This window comes from Kribbella sp. VKM Ac-2569, assembly GCF_004216905.1.
In the GTDB taxonomy this organism is placed as follows: domain Bacteria; phylum Actinomycetota; class Actinomycetes; order Propionibacteriales; family Kribbellaceae; genus Kribbella.
In genome coordinates, this window is the sequence record NZ_SGXJ01000007.1 from 296,688 (window position 1) to 309,554 (window position 12,867).

Below are 12,867 nucleotides of genomic sequence, written 5' to 3' on the forward strand. Positions count from 1 at the left end.
CGCGCGGGGCGGATGATCTTCCACTCAGTGGACGAAATCTGCGGGAATCTTCCATCCGAGTGCTGCTGGGGCGATGATCGTCACCATGGTGGATGCGATCGACCGGGCTCTGGTGCACGCGTTGCAGCTCGACGGGAGGGCGCCGTACAGCCGGATCGGGGAGGTGCTCGGCGTTTCCACGCAGACCGTCGCGCGGCGGTTCAACCGGCTGCGGGCCGAGGCCGGGCTGCGGGTGATCGGCCTACCGGATCCGCAGGTTGCGGGTCGATCGCAGTGGCTGCTCCGCCTCACCGCGGTCCCGCACGCGGCGCAGGATCTTGCGGGAGCGCTCTCTCGCCGTTCCGACACGAGCTGGATCAAGCTGGCTTCCGGCGGCACCGAGATCGTGTCGATCGTGCACACCACCCAGTCCGACCGAAACGCGCTGCTCCTGCACGACATCCCGCGGACCGCGGGCATCACCTCGGTGTCGGCGCACTACCTGCTGCACCTGTACGTCGGCGGTCCGACAGCCTGGCGCGGCCGCGCCAAAAGCCTCACCGCAGCCCAAGAGAGCGCGCTCCGAAGTTTCCCAGGGATACCGGATCGTGGGACGGTGCGGGGGTTGAATGCGGGTGACGGGAAGTTGCTGGCTGGGCTTGGTGCGGATGGGCGGGCGACACATGCGGATCTCGCCGTACGGACGGGGTGGTCGGCGGCGACCGTTGCGCGGCGGATGGACGAGCTGCAGCAGAGCGGTGCGATCTACTTCGATGTGGACATCGATCCAGCGGCGCTCGGCTTCACCACGAGCGCGATGCTGTGGCTGTCTGTGCCGCCCGCACATCTCGACGCCGTCGGTCGGGCGCTGGCCGAGCACGACGAGCTGGGGTTCGTCGCCGCGACGACCGGCCGGACCAACCTCGTCGCGCAAGCGATCTGCGCGAGCCCGAACGCCCTGCACACCTACCTGACCGAACGCGTAGGCGCGATCGAGCACATCACCGCGATCGAGACCGTCCCGGTCCTGCGGACCGTGAAAGCCGCGGCACCGTTCTCGCCGGGTCTCGTAGGGTTGCCGGTATGAACGAGCGGACGATCGACGTAGTGGTCTTCGACATCGGTGGGGTGCTGCTGGACTGGAGCCCGACGTACCTGTATGCCGAGCTGATCCCGGACGAGGATCAGCGGACGCACTTTCTGACCAATGTGGCCACGCCGGCCTGGAACCACAAGCAGGACGAGGGACGTCCGTGGTCGGAGGCGGTCGCCGAGCTGACCAGCCTGCACCCGGAGCACGCCGAGTGGATCGAGGCGTACGACACCGGTTGGCTGAAGATGGTCAAGGGCGTGTTCGAGGACACAGCCGCGCTGCTCGGCGAGCTCCAGGAGCTCGGCATTCCGACGTACGCGTTGACGAACTTCTCCGGCGAGAAGTGGGAGGTCGCCAAGGAGGCGTTCCCGATCCTCACCCGTTTCGACGGGGAGGTCGTGTCCGGCGTCGAGCAGACGGTGAAGCCGGACGAGAAGATCTACCGGATCCTCATCGAGCGCTTCGGTCTGGACCCGGCGCGCACGTTCTACACCGACGACATGGCGTACAACGTCGACGGTGCGCGCGCGGTCGGGCTCGACGCCGAGGTCTTCACCGGCGCCGCGGACCTGCGTACCCAGCTGCGTGAGCGCGGCCTGCCACTACAGTGATCCGGTGACTTCCGTGCCAGAGGATCGCTCGCCCGCGATCGGCGACGTGGACCGCAATGCCGCGGTGGAGCGCGTCCAGGCGGCGTACACCGGCGGGTACCTCTCCCATGACGAACTGGAGCAGCAACTGCACCAGGTCCTGGCCGCGAGAACACGTCAGGATCTCGAGGTCGCCGTCGCCGCGCTCCCGGCCGAGCAGCCGGGCCGCTCGGCGACGATCGGCGCTTCCGCCGGCCGGATCGTACGGCGGGGTGTCTGGCGGGTGCCGCGGCATCTCAAGGTCGCGTCCATGCACGGGCGGGTGCGGCTGGATCTGTCGCAGGCGCAATTCGAGCACGGGGACGTCGACATCGACCTGAACGTGATGCACGGCGGCGTGAAGATCACGCTGCCGCGCGATGCGGTCGTCGACTTCGACGCAGTTCACACCGAGTGGAAGGACACCCGCTACAAGCCGCCGCGCAACTCCACCGGCGACGGCCCGCGGGTCCGCATCACCGGCGTGATGGGCTTCGGCCGGCTCAAGATCCGGCACGCCCGCCGCTAGAGCGGCTGGCGATGAAGCGGGCTTTCTTCTGACGATTTCCGCACGTGTTCATGTCGCACCATTTGCGGGTGCGGCTTTGGCTGGTGTCGAAGAAGGCGGCTTGGCAGGTTGGCGATGCGCACAAGGCCAATCGTCCGTCTCGTTCGCCCGCGATGATGCTGACCGCGTCGGAGGCGATCACGCTGAGGGCATCTTCCACGGAGGAAGCCGAGCCAAGTTGCCAGCGTCGCTGGCCCTCGGGCGTCAGGACAGCCGCGGCCCGACCGTGAACGCTGCAGTCATTGATGACACGGACAGCAGACGCAGGTAGAGCGTCCTGGACCGCGGCTGCTGTCGCGGCGGCGTGAATCGACTCCCTCAGCTCCCGGGCGAGGTCGAGTTGGGCAGTGGTGCAGGAGTCCACGGCGAGGCCGCTCACTGTCAGCCAGTCGACGAGTCGCTGCGGCGTCGGAATGCGCTCCACTGCGTTGCCGTGACGCTCCGACAGAGTCCCCGTGAAGCTGGTCGCCAGCACGGTACCGAGGCGAAAGTCGGGGAACCCATCACGCATGGAACCACCTTAGCCGGTTGCGCGCCGACTTGAGGCATGACATGGTGGAACCGTCTTAGCCGGTTCCACGACGATGGCCAGGGAGGTCTCATGCCCCTTCTCACCAGCGACGTACAAGCATTCGAAGCCCACGCGAGTGACGCCGATCTCGACGATCTGCGCGCGCGATTGGCCGCGGCGCGACTACCGGAGGCTGAGACGGTCTATGGCGCCGCGCCCGGCCCTGGCCGATGGGAACAGGGCGTTCCGCTCGCCGACCTCGTCGAGGTCGTGAATTACTGGCGCACCGAGTACGACTGGCGCTCGTTCGAAGAGCGCCTTCACCAGGTCGGTCAGTTCCGCACGACCATTGACGGTCTGGGAATCCACTTCCTGCACCGCCGATCCGCGCGCGCAGACGCCACGCCGCTGATCTTGACGCACGGCTGGCCAGACAGCATTGCTCGGTTCATCGATCTGGTGGACGAGCTGGCAGATCCGAAAGCTGCCGACGCGCCGGCGTTCCACGTCGTGGTTCCCTCGCTGCCGGGCTTTGGTTACAGCGACAAGCCGGCCACCACCGGGTGGGGAACCGAGAAGATCGCGGCCGCCTGGGTGGAGCTGATGGGAAGGCTCGGCTACAACAAGTTCCTGGCCCACGGCGGCGACTGGGGCGGCAATATCACCACGGTTCTCGGTGGCAGGTTCCCGGAGCACGTTCTCGGGATCCACACAACGTTCGCGGAGGCGCCGCCCGGGATGACAACGGACGGGCTGACTGCGATCGAGCGCGAATGGACCGAGGAAACCGACGATTTCTGGCGCCGGCGTGCGGGGTACGCGAAGCAGCAGGCGACCCGGCCGCAGACCATCGGCTACTCGCTCGTCGACTCCCCGGTCGGGCTGCTGGCCTGGATCCTCGACAAGTTCGCCGAGTGGTCGGACACCGAGGACAGTCCGTTCGAGAGGATTTCCAGAGACCGTGTTCTTGACGACGTCACGCTGTATTGGCTGACGCGGACCGGCGCGTCTGCGGCCCGCATCTACTACGAAAGCCACAACTCGCTGGACCCCGAACTCCGGGTCGACGTCCCGTCGGCACTCACTATGTATCCCCGCGACGTCGAGAAGTGTCCGCGCCCCTGGGCACAGGAGCGGTACCGGCAGATCGTCCGCTGGAGGACTCCCGAAATCGGGGGACATTTCCCGGCGCTGGAGGTCCCCGAATACTTCGTCAAGGATCTGCAAGAAGGCCTCGCAGCAGTGCTGGCTGCTACTCGATGACCTAGAGCGGGGCTGAGATGGTTTCCGTGTACGTCGGGGTGCTCGCGAGGTACGCCGCTTCGACGTAGACCGTGTTGTCCTGGCACGTCATCGGAGTGAGCGCGACGCCGGGTTTGGCGGCGTACAGCCGTTGTGGGGTGGAGAGACCGGAGCGCCAGCGGTTGATCTGGTAGGTCTCCTCGCCGCTTGAAGCGACCGTCCTCGTCTCCCACAGGATCCAGTTGCCGCAGGCAAGAATCGTGTCGGTGACGACGGTGCCGAGTGGGCGGGCGGGGGAGTCGCCGGACTCTCGGACGTACGCCTTGCTCTGGTATTGGTCAGGGTCGGAGGCGCCGACCTCGGACCAGACCGTCGCACCACGCAGCGTCGCGCCGCTCCACTGGATGCAGTTGGTTGCTGCGGGCACCGGATGCGCGATGCCGCCGGACAGGGGAGCGGTGAGGATTCGCTTGCAGCGACGGGCGGTCTCCGGCGCGATGATCTCGCTGAACGTCACCGTGTCCGCGGACACCACGGGATCGGCCAGGTAGCCGGGAGCCGCGACACAGGTGACGGTGCGGGACTCGAGCGTCGCGAGGCCGGCGACGATCAGGCAGGAGCGGTTCTTCGCGTCGGTGGAGCTGTAGGCGAACGTGCCGTCGTACGCGCCGATCTCCGGCTCGGAGACTGGTGGGAGCGCGGTCGGAGGGGTGGCCTTGCCCGTCGTGAGGTCGTAGCGGAGCACCTTGATCTGCGGGTCGGGGCCGTCGGAGCGGATGTCCTCGATCAGCGCCCAGTGGTCGTCGATGACGACGGGGGATTGGGCGACGAAGCCGCTCGCGGGCACGTGCCGTACGACGACCTTCTTGCTGGTGCGGTCCGCGATGGTCGTCGTACCGGCTTCGTCGCTGCCCCGCGTCACGACGTACTTGCGTTGCTGGGTGACGAGATGCTGCCCGTCGACCGGTTGCCGCAGCACATTCGCCCACGCGGGCAACGCCGTACCGGTGTCCGACGGCCGCCCTGGCGTTGTCGGGGTTGGCGTCGGGGTGCTGCTCGGTGATGGTGTGCGGCTCGGTGACGGACTGCTCTCCGGCGTGTTGGAGGAGCAGCCCGCCACGGTCAGGACCAGAAGGGTGCCAACGGCAACCGTACGACGACGCATTTACAGCCCGATGTTCTTGAAGGAGTTGGCCAGGGTGGCGTTGAACAGGGCGCTCGCGGGGATGTTCTTCGGGCCGTCGGTGACGTTGCCGCGGCTGTTGAAGCGGCGCTCGTTGAACACCTCGAAGATCGCGATCGTGCCCTTCGCCTTGTCGTAGCCGCGGCCGACCTGGTAGTGCCCGCTGTGGTTGAAGGCGAGGTACGGGAAGTACCGCTTCAGCAGCTGCACGTGCTCGATCACCGGGGCCTTGTACACGCCGAGGTGCTTCTGGTGCACGGTGAAGAAGGTCTGCGCGTTCCAGTTCGAGACGTTCTGCACGATGTACGTGCCGGCGGTCTTGGGCCACGCGGTCTTCAGGTTCGTTTGCTTCACCATCGCGGAGATCGCCGTACCGGACGTCGTCGAACCGAGGTCCTTCGCCCAGGACGCCTGGGTGTCCTTCTGGTTGTCGTCAGCCCAGTCGATCGACTGGAAGGTCGCCGGACCACACCAGTAGCCCTTCTCCTGCGAGGTCTGGAACCCCTTCATGATGTACGCCGACGCAGGCGCGGCGACCGGCGCCACCGGAGTCGACGGCACGGGGGTCGGCGTATCCGAGGTAGGAGCAGTTCTGGTCGGCACCGGAGTTGAAGTCGGCGTCGGCACCGGAGTCGGCTCCGGGGTGGGGCTTGGAGTGGATTCCGCGTTCGGCACGGGGTTGGGTGGCGGGGTTTCGGTCTCGGCGAGTTCGCGGAGTTCGCGGGCCTTTGCGCGGCCGTTCCAGGCGGCTTCCATCTCGTCGAGTTCCGCGGTGACGCGTTGGCTCTTCGGCAGCGCGGCGCGCTCGGCGACGAACGCGGCCGGCGTCAGATCACCGGTCGCGATGTCCTGCTCGGCACCGACCTCGTCCGCGGCGCGGAGGTCCGGTTCGACCATCATCGCGTGCCGCTGGGCGCCGGTCGGCACCTGGCTGACGAAGCCGAGGCCGAGGCAGTAGTTCTCGGTGTCGAGCTTGAAGCACCGGAGCATCGAGGCAGCCTGCGCCGAGGTGTCAGCCGACCTGAGCTGCACATCACCCGGCGAGCTCTCGGTGACCTGCTGCACCACCTCACTCCACGACCGCGCGGGAGCCTCCCCGGGCACTCCAGCGGTAGGCGCAGAAGGGGCCGACGACGTGGGGGTGGGCGTCGCAGTAGATGGCGGCGCAGTGGTCGGCGGCGCGGTAGGTAGCGGCGCGGCGGGCCCTGCGGGGTCGCGCGGTTGGTAGGCCTGGGCGGTGAGGGGTGCCTGGGCGAGCAGTGCACCCAGGAGGATCAGAGTTGCCCCCCGTGCTGCTGTGAGCATTGGGTCTCCCGAGCGGCGTGTGACGGCAGTGACTGAGGGTACGCCTGGGACCACAGTACGTGCTTGTGGCAACAAACGGGAGGGCCCTCCCGCCGGGAATCCGTCAGACGGGCCAACTAGACTTGCTCGGTCCCGGTCCGTGGAACCTGTGTGGAGAGTCTGTGTCGGTCCAACCCATCCGCCTGTTCGGCGACCCCGTACTGATCACCAAGGCCGACCCGGTCGTCGACTTCGACGCCGAGCTGCGCCGCCTGGTCGCGGACCTCACCGACACGATGCAGGACGCGCCCGGATCGGGCCTGGCGGCGCCGCAGATCGGCGTCGGCCTGCGCGTGTTCACCTACCACGTCGAGGGCGAGCTCGGGCACCTGATCAACCCGGAGCTGACGCTGTCGCTCGAGGAGCAGTTCGGCCCCGAGGGCTGCCTCTCCATCCCAGGCCTGACCTTCGACTGCCGCCGCGCCCAGTCGGTGATCGCCAAGGGCTTCAACATGTACGGCGACCCGGTGGTGATCGAGGGCTCGGACCTGCTCGCCCGTGCCATCCAGCACGAGACCGACCACCTGGACGGTGTCCTGTTCGTGGACCGGCTCGACCGCGAGACCCGCAAGCAGGCGATGAAGGCGATCCGCGAATCCGACTGGTCCGGCCTGAACGGCCCGCCGCAACTCAAGGTCTCGCCGCACCCCACGAACGGATTCGGTCTGTGAGAGTCGTCTTCGCCGGTACGCCGGAACCTGCCGTCACCGCGCTCGAGGCGATCGTTGCCAGTCGCCACGAACTGGTCGGGGTCGTGACCCGTCCGGACGCGCCCGCCGGCCGCGGTCGCAAGCTCATGGCGTCGCCGGTCGCGCAGTACGCCGAGGAGCTCGGCGGGATCGAGATCCTGAAGCCGGTCAAGCCGAGCGACCCCGAGTTCCTGGCCCGGCTGCGGGAGATCGCGCCGGACTGCTGCCCGGTCGTCGCGTACGGCGGGCTGCTGCCGCAGGCGGCGCTCGACATCCCGCAGTACGGCTGGATCAACCTGCACTTCTCGGTGCTGCCCGCGTGGCGCGGGGCCGCGCCGGTGCAGCACTCGATCATCGCGGGCGACGACGTGGCCGGGGCGAGCACGTTCCGGATCGTGAAGGCGCTCGACGCCGGCCCGGTGTACGGCGTACTCACCGAACCGATCGGTCCTGAGGACACGTCCGGCGACCTGCTGCAGCGGCTCGCGGTGTCCGGGTCGAAGCTGCTCGTCGACACGCTCGACGGGATCGAGGCCGGCGTACTGGAGGCTCGCGAGCAGCCGGCCGACGGGGTGACGCTGGCGCCGAAGCTCACGGTCGAGGACGCTGAGCTGGACCTGAACGCGCCGGCACGGCGCGTCGATCGGCTGGTGCGCGGGTGCAACCCGGCGCCCGGGGCGTGGACGACGTTCCGTGGCGAGCGGCTGAAGGTCCTCGCCGTACGGCTGACCGACGACGAACTGAAGCCCGGCGAACTGCAGGCGACGAAGTCGAGTGTGAAGGCCGGCACCGGCAGCAAGGCGATCGAACTCGTGACCGTCCAGCCGCAGGGCAAGAAGCCGATGGCGGCGGCCGACTGGGCCCGCGGCATCCGGCTCACCGACGATGGCCGCCTGGGGCCGAACGCGTGAGCGATCGGAACGCACGCAATCGGGCGCCGCAGCGGCGTTCGGATCCGGTACGGCGGGTTGCGTACCAGGTCATCCGGCAGGTCACCGCTGAGGGCGGCTATGCGAACCTCGCGCTCAACAAGGCCCTCCGCGACGCGCGACTCGGCGGGCGCGATGCCGCGTTCTGCACCGAGCTGGTGCACGGCACGCTGCGCTGGCAGGGCACGTACGACGCGTTCCTGGCGCGGTGCGTCTCGCGTCCACTCCCGGACCTCGACCCCGAACTCCTGGACGTACTCCGCCTCGGCGCCCACCAGCTGCTCAACATGCGGGTGGACTCGTACGCCGCGGTGGACGAGATGGTCACACTGACCCGCTCGGAGCTGGGGCAGAAGCGCACCGGCCTGGTCAACGCGGTGCTCCGCAAGATCAGTCAGCGCTCGCTGGACCAGTGGATCTCGACGACCGCGCCGCGGCCCGACGAGGATCTCCTCGGCTACCTGGCGATCGCCGAAGCCCATCCGCGGTGGGTGATCGAGGCGTTCGACCGGGTGCTCGACGAAGGCCTGGAGGACCTGCTTGTCGCGGACAACGAGCCGCCTCGGGTGACCCTCGTGGCTCGGCCGGGGCTGTCCGACATGGACGAGTTGGTCGATGCCGGTGCGGTCCCGACGCGTTGGTCGCCGTACGGCGCGGTGCTCGAAGGCGGTGGCGATCCGGGTCGTATCGGAGCAGTCGCGACCGGGCGGGCCGGCGTACAGGACGAGGGTTCGCAGCTCGTGGCGATCGCACTGGCGTCGGCGAAGGTCGACGGCGACGACGCGAGCTGGCTCGACCTGTGTGCGGGACCGGGCGGCAAGTCGGCGCTGCTCGCAGCCCTCGTACCGGACGGTCAGCTGACCGCTGTGGAGCCGCTGAAGCACCGCGCGGAGCTCGTGCGCCAGAATCTGCGGGCGATCCCGGGCAACCACAAGGTGCTCATCGGCGACGGGACGAAGCCGACCTGGCCGGAGGGTTCGTTCGACCGCGTGCTGGCCGACGTACCGTGCAGTGGTCTGGGTGCGCTGCGCCGCCGTCCCGAAGCCCGCTGGCGCCGTACGCCGGAAGACGTCGAGGAGCTGCGCCCGCTCCAGGAGGCGTTGCTCGACTCGGCGATCACGTCGGTCCGATCGGGCGGCGTGGTCGCGTACGTCACGTGCTCGCCGCATCCCGACGAGACCCGGACGGTGGTCGACGCGGTCCTGGGGCGTCGCGACGACGCGACTCTCGAGGACGCGCGGGCGCTGTTCCCCGGCGTACCGGATCTGGGGGACGGACCCGATGTCCAGCTCTGGCCGCACCTGCACGGCACCGACGCGATGTACCTGGCGCTGATCAGGCGGTCATAATCCGGACCTGGTGTCAGGCGCTATCGGTCGAACGGTCATGATGGTGAGGTGACAACGACCGCCATCCGTCCCGCGTCCTCGACCCGGCGGCATCACGTCGTCGGTCTGTCCTCGGCCTTCGGGATCGGGATGCTGGTAGCGGTCCAGTCACGCTTGAACGGCGAACTCGGCGGCATTCTCGGCGACGGGATCCCGGCGGCGCTGATCTCGTTCGGTTCCGGCCTGCTGATCCTGCTGGTCGCGACAGCGGTGGTGCCTCCGGTACGGCGCGGGCTGGTCAAGGTGTGGCGCACGATCCGGCGGCCGATGCGCGGGTACGGCGGTCTGCGCTGGTGGCAATGTCTCGGCGGACTCGCGGGCGCGTTTCTCGTCGCGACGCAGTCGATCACCGTCTCCGTGATCGGTGTCGCGGTGTTCCTGGTGGCGGGTGTGGCCGGGCAGGCGATCAGCAGCCTGGTCGTCGACCGCCTCGGATTCGGCCCGGCCGGCCCGCAGCCGCTCACCGCCGTACGAATCGTCGGTGCACTGATCGCGCTGGTCGCGGTCGGCCTGGCCGTGTCGGAGCAGCTGAGTCACCCCGACGGCCTGATGCTGGCGATCCTGCCCGCGCTCGGCGGCCTCGGCACCGCGGTGCAGCAGGCCATCAACGGGCGGGTGGCGCGGGCCGCCTCCTCCGATGCGTACGGCGCGGTCGCGGCCGGAGTGGTGAACTTCCTGGTCGGATTCGTCGCTTTGCTGATCGTGTTCGCCGTCGATCTCGCGCTCCGCGGTGCGCCACGGCACCTGCCGAGCGAGCCCTGGCTGTACCTCGGCGGCGCGTGCGGCGTCATCTTCATCAGCGCCGCGGCCGCCGTGGTCCGAGTGGTCGGCGTCTTCGTGCTCGGCCTCGGCACGATCGCAGGCCAACTGATCGCGAGCCTCTTCATCGACGTCTTCCTGCCGGTCGCCGACAAGCCGATCACGACGCCGGTCGTCGCCGGCACCCTGCTCGCACTGGTCGCCGTGGTGGTCGCCGCCGTACCCAACCTCCGTCACGCCACCTAGGTGGCAGGTGCCTCCGCGACGACGGTCGGCTTGCGGCGGAAGCTCCCGAGGACGCCCTGCGATACAGCTACGCCGAGGAGGACGACGAGTCCGCCGACGGGCTGGTACCAGGTGATGTGTTCGTGCAGGACCAGTACGCCGACGATGATCGAGAAGATCGGCATCAGGTAGGTGACCATCGACGAGCGGCTGGCGCCGATCAGCCGGATGTTGCGCATGTTGAGCACGAACGCGAGTCCGCTGCCGAGCGCACCGAGGGCGAGAACGCTCAGCACCGTCTTGGCCGACAGCGACCACGGCGCCGGGGGAGCCTGTCCGGTGACCAGCGGAGCGACGACGGCGAGCTGGACCGTTGCGCACAGCAACAAGCTGGTCGACAGCGCGGTGCCGGACAGTGTCATCCCTGCCAGGAACCGTTTCTGGTAAGGGATCGCGAGCCCGTAGAAGACCGCTGCCAGCATGCACAGTCCTTGGCCGAGGAGGTCCGCTCCGGTATTCACCCGCCAGGCTCCGAGGACGACGAGCATGCCCACGAACCCGATCAGCAGCCCGAACCCGCGTTGCGCCGAGAACCTTTCGGTGCGGAAGATCAGCACCGCGATCGGCAGCACGACCAGCGGGGTGATCCCGTTCCAGATGCCCGCGAGCAGCGACGGGATCCGCTCCTCGCCGTACCCGAACAGCGTCCACGGGATCGCCGAACCGATCGCCCCGACCACGAACGAGTGCGCCCACAGCCGCGGGTCCCGCGGCAGCGCCTCGCGCTTCAGGGCGAGGATCGCGAGCAGTACGACGGACCCCGCGACCACCCGTCCGAGCGCGAGATAGAGCGGCGGCAACTCGCGGACGCCGACCGAGATGAACAGAAAGCTGCAGCCCCAGATCGCGGCGAGGGCCAGCATGACGGGGAGCCAGGCCCGGACCGGGGCAGGGCTGGAAGTGCTGTCAGGAGTCGTTACCGTGCTCACTCCTGACATCCTGCACTACTCCTCGGACAGTTCGCGCATTTATATCCGCATTCGGGCAGGCGGTGGCGGCGACTGTCAGGAGCGAGAGAGGATGACGCGCATGTGTGCCTTTGACGTGGTTGCCGTCCGTAAGCAGTTCCCCGCGCTCGACGAGGGAGCCGCGCACTTCGACGGCCCCGGTGGTTCGCAGACCCCGCAGGCTGTCGCCGACGCGGTGGCGCGGACCATGACGTCGGCGCTCGCCAACCGCGGTCAGCTGACTGCCGCCGAGCGCCGGGCCGACGAGATCGTCGTCGGCGCCCGTCAGGCGATGGCTGACCTGCTCGGCACGACCGCGCAGGGGATCGTGTTCGGCCGCAGCATGACGCAGCTCACCTACGACTTCTCCCGCACCCTCGCCAAGACCTGGTCCGCAGGCGACGAGGTGATCGTCAGCCGCCTCGACCATGACGCGAACGTGCGTCCGTGGGTCCAGGCAGCCGAGGCCGCCGGCGCCACGGTCAAGTGGCTCGGCTTCGACCCGGAGACCTCCGAGCTGGACGACATCACCCCGCTGCTCACCGACCGCACCCGCCTCGTTGCCGTCACCGCCGCGTCCAACCTCCTGGGCACTCGCCCCGAGACGCAGAAGATCGCCGACAAGGTGCACGAGGCCGGAGCGCTGATCTACGTCGACGGCGTCCACCTCACCGCGCACGCGCCGATCGATGCCCGGTACGCCGACTTCTACGTCTGCTCGCCGTACAAGTTCTTCGGCCCGCATCTCGGTGTGCTGACCGCGGCGCCCGAGCTGCTCGAGACGCTGAGGCCCGACAAGCTGCTGCCGTCGTCGGACGTCGTACCGGAGCGGTTCGAGTTCGGGACGCTGCCGTACGAGCTGCTCGCCGGCACGACCGCCGCTGTCGACTTCATTGCCGGTCTCGCGGGCACCGGTGGCACCCGGCGTGAGCGGCTGATCAGCTCCCTCAACAGCGTCGAAGCGCACGAGGACGCCCTCCGCGACGACCTCGAGGCCCGCCTGAAGGCGATCCCCGGCGTCACCCTCTACGGCCACGCCGCGAACCGCACGCCGACCCTGCTCTTCACCCTCGACGGTCACACTCCGGCGGCGGTCTCCGAGCACCTCGCGAAGGCGGGCGTGAACGCGCCGGCCGGTTCGTTCTACGCGTACGAGCCCGCCCGCCACCTCGGTCTTGGCCCGGCCGGTGCGATCCGCGCCGGTCTCGCACCGTACACGGACCAGTCGGACGTGGACCGTCTCGTGGCCGCCGTCTCCGCCTTGACCGGCCCGAGAAGCATTAACTAAAGTCTCTGGGGAAATTAACTCCGAGGGAGCCAA

The 12,867-nt window shown here is 68.7% G+C and carries 13 protein-coding genes; 9 read left to right on the plus strand and 4 right to left on the minus strand.

Annotated elements, in window-relative coordinates; translation table 11 throughout:
• Positions 1-85 precede the first annotated feature (85 nt).
• From EV649_RS37670 to EV649_RS37680, 3 genes are read left to right on the plus strand one after another with little or no spacing between them, the layout of a single operon-like run.
• The gene (locus tag EV649_RS37670) at positions 86-1,066 is read left to right on the plus strand and encodes an AsnC family transcriptional regulator (RefSeq protein WP_130388481.1); all 981 of its coding nucleotides are present in this window, start codon (positions 86-88) and stop codon (positions 1,064-1,066) included.
• The gene (locus tag EV649_RS37675) at positions 1,063-1,683 is read left to right on the plus strand and encodes an HAD family phosphatase (protein ID WP_130388482.1); all 621 of its coding nucleotides are present in this window, start codon (positions 1,063-1,065) and stop codon (positions 1,681-1,683) included. Before EV649_RS37670 ends, EV649_RS37675 begins: the two co-directional genes overlap by 4 nt.
• A gap of 4 nt (positions 1,684-1,687) precedes the next feature.
• Positions 1,688-2,230 carry a DUF1707 domain-containing protein gene (locus tag EV649_RS37680; RefSeq protein ID WP_130388483.1) on the plus strand — a complete coding sequence of 181 codons (543 nt, stop codon included), beginning with the start codon at positions 1,688-1,690 and terminating at the stop codon, positions 2,228-2,230.
• On the opposite strand, the gene EV649_RS37685 is transcribed toward EV649_RS37680, so the two are convergent.
• Entirely contained in the window at positions 2,205-2,780 is a 576-nt protein-coding gene (locus EV649_RS37685; RefSeq protein WP_130388484.1) for a CGNR zinc finger domain-containing protein, read from the minus strand. The genes EV649_RS37680 and EV649_RS37685 overlap by 26 nt on opposite strands.
• 90 nt (positions 2,781-2,870) lie before the next feature.
• On the opposite strand from EV649_RS37685, the gene EV649_RS37690 reads away from it, so the two are divergent.
• A complete protein-coding gene (locus tag EV649_RS37690; RefSeq protein ID WP_130388485.1) occupies positions 2,871-4,043 on the plus strand; it encodes an epoxide hydrolase family protein in 1,173 nt (390 codons plus the stop codon).
• A 1-nt stretch (position 4,044) separates the two neighbouring features.
• Here EV649_RS37690 and EV649_RS37695 read toward each other — a convergent pair whose 3' ends face one another.
• Positions 4,045-5,187 (minus strand): hypothetical protein, encoded by a 1,143-nt coding sequence (locus EV649_RS37695; RefSeq protein ID WP_241999172.1) that lies wholly within the window; start codon positions 5,185-5,187, stop codon positions 4,045-4,047.
• On the minus strand, positions 5,188-6,270 hold the full coding sequence (locus EV649_RS42100) for a C39 family peptidase (RefSeq protein ID WP_277875762.1): 1,083 nt from the start codon (positions 6,268-6,270) through the stop codon (positions 5,188-5,190).
• Between the two features lie 401 nt (positions 6,271-6,671).
• Here EV649_RS42100 and def point away from each other — a divergent pair, with 401 nt between their 5' ends.
• From def to EV649_RS37720, 4 genes are read left to right on the plus strand one after another with little or no spacing between them, the layout of a single operon-like run.
• Complete coding sequence (gene def, locus EV649_RS37705; protein ID WP_130388487.1) at positions 6,672-7,220, plus strand: peptide deformylase; 549 nt, start codon at positions 6,672-6,674, stop codon at positions 7,218-7,220.
• Positions 7,217-8,149 carry a methionyl-tRNA formyltransferase gene (gene fmt / locus EV649_RS37710; RefSeq protein ID WP_130388488.1) on the plus strand — a complete coding sequence of 311 codons (933 nt, stop codon included), beginning with the start codon at positions 7,217-7,219 and terminating at the stop codon, positions 8,147-8,149. Before def ends, fmt begins: the two co-directional genes overlap by 4 nt.
• Entirely contained in the window at positions 8,146-9,516 is a 1,371-nt protein-coding gene (locus tag EV649_RS37715; RefSeq protein ID WP_130388489.1) for a transcription antitermination factor NusB, read from the plus strand. Before fmt ends, EV649_RS37715 begins: the two co-directional genes overlap by 4 nt.
• 48 nt (positions 9,517-9,564) lie before the next feature.
• Positions 9,565-10,560, plus strand: coding sequence for a DMT family transporter (locus EV649_RS37720; protein WP_130388490.1), 996 nt, complete (start codon positions 9,565-9,567; stop codon positions 10,558-10,560).
• On the opposite strand, the gene EV649_RS37725 is transcribed toward EV649_RS37720, so the two are convergent.
• On the minus strand, positions 10,557-11,528 hold the full coding sequence (locus EV649_RS37725) for a DMT family transporter (protein WP_198682909.1): 972 nt from the start codon (positions 11,526-11,528) through the stop codon (positions 10,557-10,559). The genes EV649_RS37720 and EV649_RS37725 overlap by 4 nt on opposite strands.
• A 100-nt stretch (positions 11,529-11,628) precedes the next feature.
• Between EV649_RS37725 and EV649_RS37730 the strand changes: the two genes are divergently transcribed.
• A complete protein-coding gene (locus EV649_RS37730) occupies positions 11,629-12,834 on the plus strand; it encodes a cysteine desulfurase-like protein (RefSeq protein WP_130388492.1) in 1,206 nt (401 codons plus the stop codon).
• Positions 12,835-12,867: the final 33 nt, after the last annotated feature.

What these genes read in the sequence shown, in the direction of transcription:
- EV649_RS37670 (WP_130388481.1), top strand. Translation starts at nt 86, where the DNA reads ATGGTGGATGCGATCGACCGGGCTCTGGTGCACGCGTTGCAGCTCGAC.
- EV649_RS37675 (WP_130388482.1), top strand. Translation starts at nt 1,063, where the DNA reads ATGAACGAGCGGACGATCGACGTAGTGGTCTTCGACATCGGTGGGGTG.
- EV649_RS37685 (WP_130388484.1), bottom strand. Translation starts at nt 2,780, where the DNA reads ATGCGTGATGGGTTCCCCGACTTTCGCCTCGGTACCGTGCTGGCGACC.
- EV649_RS37690 (WP_130388485.1), top strand. Translation starts at nt 2,871, where the DNA reads ATGCCCCTTCTCACCAGCGACGTACAAGCATTCGAAGCCCACGCGAGT.
- EV649_RS37695 (WP_241999172.1), bottom strand. Translation starts at nt 5,187, where the DNA reads ATGCGTCGTCGTACGGTTGCCGTTGGCACCCTTCTGGTCCTGACCGTG.
- EV649_RS37730 (WP_130388492.1), top strand. Translation starts at nt 11,629, where the DNA reads ATGTGTGCCTTTGACGTGGTTGCCGTCCGTAAGCAGTTCCCCGCGCTC.